Source organism: Tropicimonas sp. (assembly GCF_047971885.1).
Classification (GTDB): domain Bacteria; phylum Pseudomonadota; class Alphaproteobacteria; order Rhodobacterales; family Rhodobacteraceae; genus Tropicimonas.
On sequence record NZ_JBKEAE010000101.1, the window covers coordinates 1 to 2,973 of the forward strand.

At 65.4% G+C, this 2,973-nt stretch carries 4 protein-coding genes; 2 read left to right on the forward strand and 2 right to left on the reverse strand.

What is annotated here, in order from left to right; all coding sequences use genetic code 11:
- A partial coding sequence (gene groEL, locus ACK5IR_RS09125) for a chaperonin GroEL (RefSeq protein WP_416928104.1) occupies positions 1–889 on the forward strand: 889 nt, incomplete at its 5' end.
- A gap of 380 nt (positions 890–1,269) precedes the next feature.
- Here groEL and ACK5IR_RS09130 read toward each other — a convergent pair.
- Entirely contained in the window at positions 1,270–1,731 is a 462-nt protein-coding gene (locus ACK5IR_RS09130; protein ID WP_416928107.1) for an NUDIX domain-containing protein, read from the reverse strand.
- 4 nt (positions 1,732–1,735) lie between these two features.
- Entirely contained in the window at positions 1,736–1,981 is a 246-nt protein-coding gene (locus tag ACK5IR_RS09135; RefSeq protein WP_416928109.1) for a hypothetical protein, read from the reverse strand.
- Between the two features lie 108 nt (positions 1,982–2,089).
- On the opposite strand from ACK5IR_RS09135, the gene ACK5IR_RS09140 reads away from it, so the two are divergent.
- Entirely contained in the window at positions 2,090–2,815 is a 726-nt protein-coding gene (locus ACK5IR_RS09140; RefSeq protein ID WP_416928111.1) for a M48 family metalloprotease, read from the forward strand.
- Positions 2,816–2,973 lie beyond the last annotated feature (158 nt).

The window sequence follows — 2,973 nt, forward strand, 5'->3', positions numbered from 1 at the left end:
TGTCGAAGGCGAGGCGCTGGCCACGCTCGTCGTCAACAAGCTGCGCGGCGGCCTGAAGATCGCCGCCGTCAAGGCGCCGGGCTTTGGCGATCGCCGCAAGGCCATGCTTCAGGACATCGCCATCCTGACCGGCGGTCAGGTGATTTCCGAGGATCTCGGCATGAAGCTGGAGAATGTCACCATCGACATGCTCGGCTCGGCCAAGAAAATCTCGATCACCAAGGACGAGACCACGGTTGTCGATGGCCATGGCCAGAAGGCCGAGATCGAGGCCCGCGTTGCCCAGATCCGTCAGCAGATCGAGGAGACCACCTCGGATTACGACCGTGAGAAGCTTCAGGAGCGCGTTGCCAAGCTGGCTGGCGGCGTTGCCGTCATCCGCGTCGGCGGCATGACCGAGGTCGAGGTGAAAGAGCGCAAGGACCGTGTCGATGACGCGCTGAACGCCACCCGTGCTGCGGTGCAGGAAGGTGTCGTCGTCGGCGGCGGTGTCGCTCTGGTTCAGGGTGCCAAGGCTCTGGCCGGTCTGGAAGGCGTCAATGCCGATCAGAACGCCGGTATCGCCATCGTCCGCAAGGCGCTCGAAAGCCCGCTGCGCCAGATCGCCGAGAACTCCGGCGTCGACGGTTCGGTCGTGGCCGGCAAGATCCGCGAAAGCGACGATCCGACCTTCGGCTTCAACGCCCAGACCGAGGAATATGGCGACATGTTCAAGTTCGGCGTGATCGACCCGGCCAAGGTCGTGCGCACCGCTCTGGAAGATGCGGCCTCGATCGCCTCGCTTCTGATCACCACCGAGGCCATGGTTGCCGACCGGCCCGAGCCGAAAGGCCAGGGTGGCGGCATGCCCGACATGGGTGGCATGGGCGGCATGGGCGGCATGATGTAATCGTCCCGTCTGACGAACGAAGGGAAAGGGGTCGCCTTGGCGGCCCCTTTTTCTTGCCCGGGGATCGACAGGTCCGATGGAGCGGCCGGGCCGCTGCGCCCGGCTATGCACGGTATCGGGCGCGGCGGCGTTCCGCCGCCGTCAGCCTGCCTTCGGCGGAATCCTGCCGGGCCTGATGGTATGGAATTCCCGACCTTCGGAAATACCGCCTTCTCAACGCCGCGAGTATTGTGCCACCTTGGATTTATCAAGATAGGGCAGCTTCCCGCGCAAGTTGTGTGAGCGTCGAAATATCGTGATGTGAGCATGGCGTGCGATACAACTCCGCCCTTTCGGTTCCGGGGAAACCCTCCCGGGCTGTTCGCAGCCCCGGAACCGGGTCAGCGGACGATGTGCTCCAGGGGGTCGTATCCGAAGCCGGTTTCGAACGCGAGACGTGGCAGGCTCGACGGCTTGACACGCAAGGCTCCAATCTCTGCGGACGATACCCACCGGCGGCGGGTCACGACCCCCTCGGGGTCGGTCCAGTCACCGATGTCGGCAGGAGCGGCCAGCGTGCAGCGAAAGAAAATCTCGACCTGATGAAAGCCGCTCTCCGGGTCGTGAAACTCGTTGATCAGGCAGGGGGAACCGACCTCGATGGCAAGGCCGGTTTCCTCGCGCATCTCGCGGACGAGATTGTCGGGCAGCGAACCGCCCGGATCGACCCCGCCGCCCGGCGCGCACCACAGATCGCAATCCGCCCCGGGCCAGGCGTTGACCAGCAGAAGCCGGCCGGTGTCGTCCAGTAGAACGGCGCGCACTGCCAGCCGCGGTGAGCGATGGGCGAGCAGCTTTTCCATCCGGTCAGTCCGCCGCGTCGGAAGAGCGAATCCGGTAGACGCCTTCGGGCAGGTTCAGCGCCGCACGCAGATCGCGCAACTGGGTCATCGACAGGGTGATCCGCTGCACCCGGTCGGTTTGCGGTTCCAGCTGTTCGATGGTGATGCATTCCTCGAAGGCGTTGATCGTGACATCTTCGAGCAGCACCTCGGGCCCCTCGTCGACGAGGGTGATGACGGTCGAATCGAATTCGTGCTCGATGGTGAACATGGTGCGATGCTAGTGATTCGCCGCCGCCCTGTCAGCCCGCCCGATGCACCCTCTGGCCTTGTGTCGCGGGTCTGCTAATGTCGCGCGCGGACAGAGCAGGAGACAGCAATGAATCGGTTTGCGACGGTCGCCATACTGGCCCTTGTGGCCGGATGCACCACGACAGCCGACCCGCTGGCAACCTCGACCGCCGCGCCGGCGGCCGAATCGGGGCCGCGGGTCAGCGCGAGCCAGGCCGGGCGGAATTTCGATACGGTCATCAGGCGTGTTGCGCCTGTGGCGCGGCAGATCTGCCAGGAAAAGGCGCCACGCGCCAATTGCAACTACCAGATCTATGTCGACGAGCGCCCGAACCAACCGGTCAACGCCTTCCAGACCGAGGACGAGAGCGGCCGCCCGGTGATCGTGTTCACCAGGCCGCTGATCGAGGACGCGCGCAACGCCGACGAGCTTGCCTTCATACTCGGTCATGAAGCGGCGCATCATATCGAAGGGCATCTGGCTGCGACCCGGGTGAATTCGCAGCTTGGCGCGGTCCTGCTCGGCAGTCTGGCGCAGGCCTATGGCCTGTCGGGTTCGGGCGTGGACACTGCGGCGACGGTCGGCGCCGAGATCGGCTCGCGAACCTTCTCGAAGGGGTACGAGACCGAGGCCGATTCGCTCGGTGCCGAGATCGCCTGGCGCGCGGGCTACGACCCGGTCAGGGGGGTGGCCTTCTTCTCGCGCACCCCCGATCCCGGCGATCAGTTCCTCGGCACGCATCCGCCCAATGCATCGCGTCAGGCGAACGTTCGCAAGATTGCCAGCCAGTTCCAGCAGGCGCAGGGGGTTTGACCCGAATCGGGCGGCCCCGGGCCGGGGTGGCCGCAGGCCGGTGCACGTGCTAGCCTTGGGCATTCAAATGGGAGACCGCCATGCGGCATTTCTTTCTGCTTGCTCTTCCCGCCCTTGCGATGGCCTGCCAGCCGACCCCGGACATGGTGGCGAGCCTG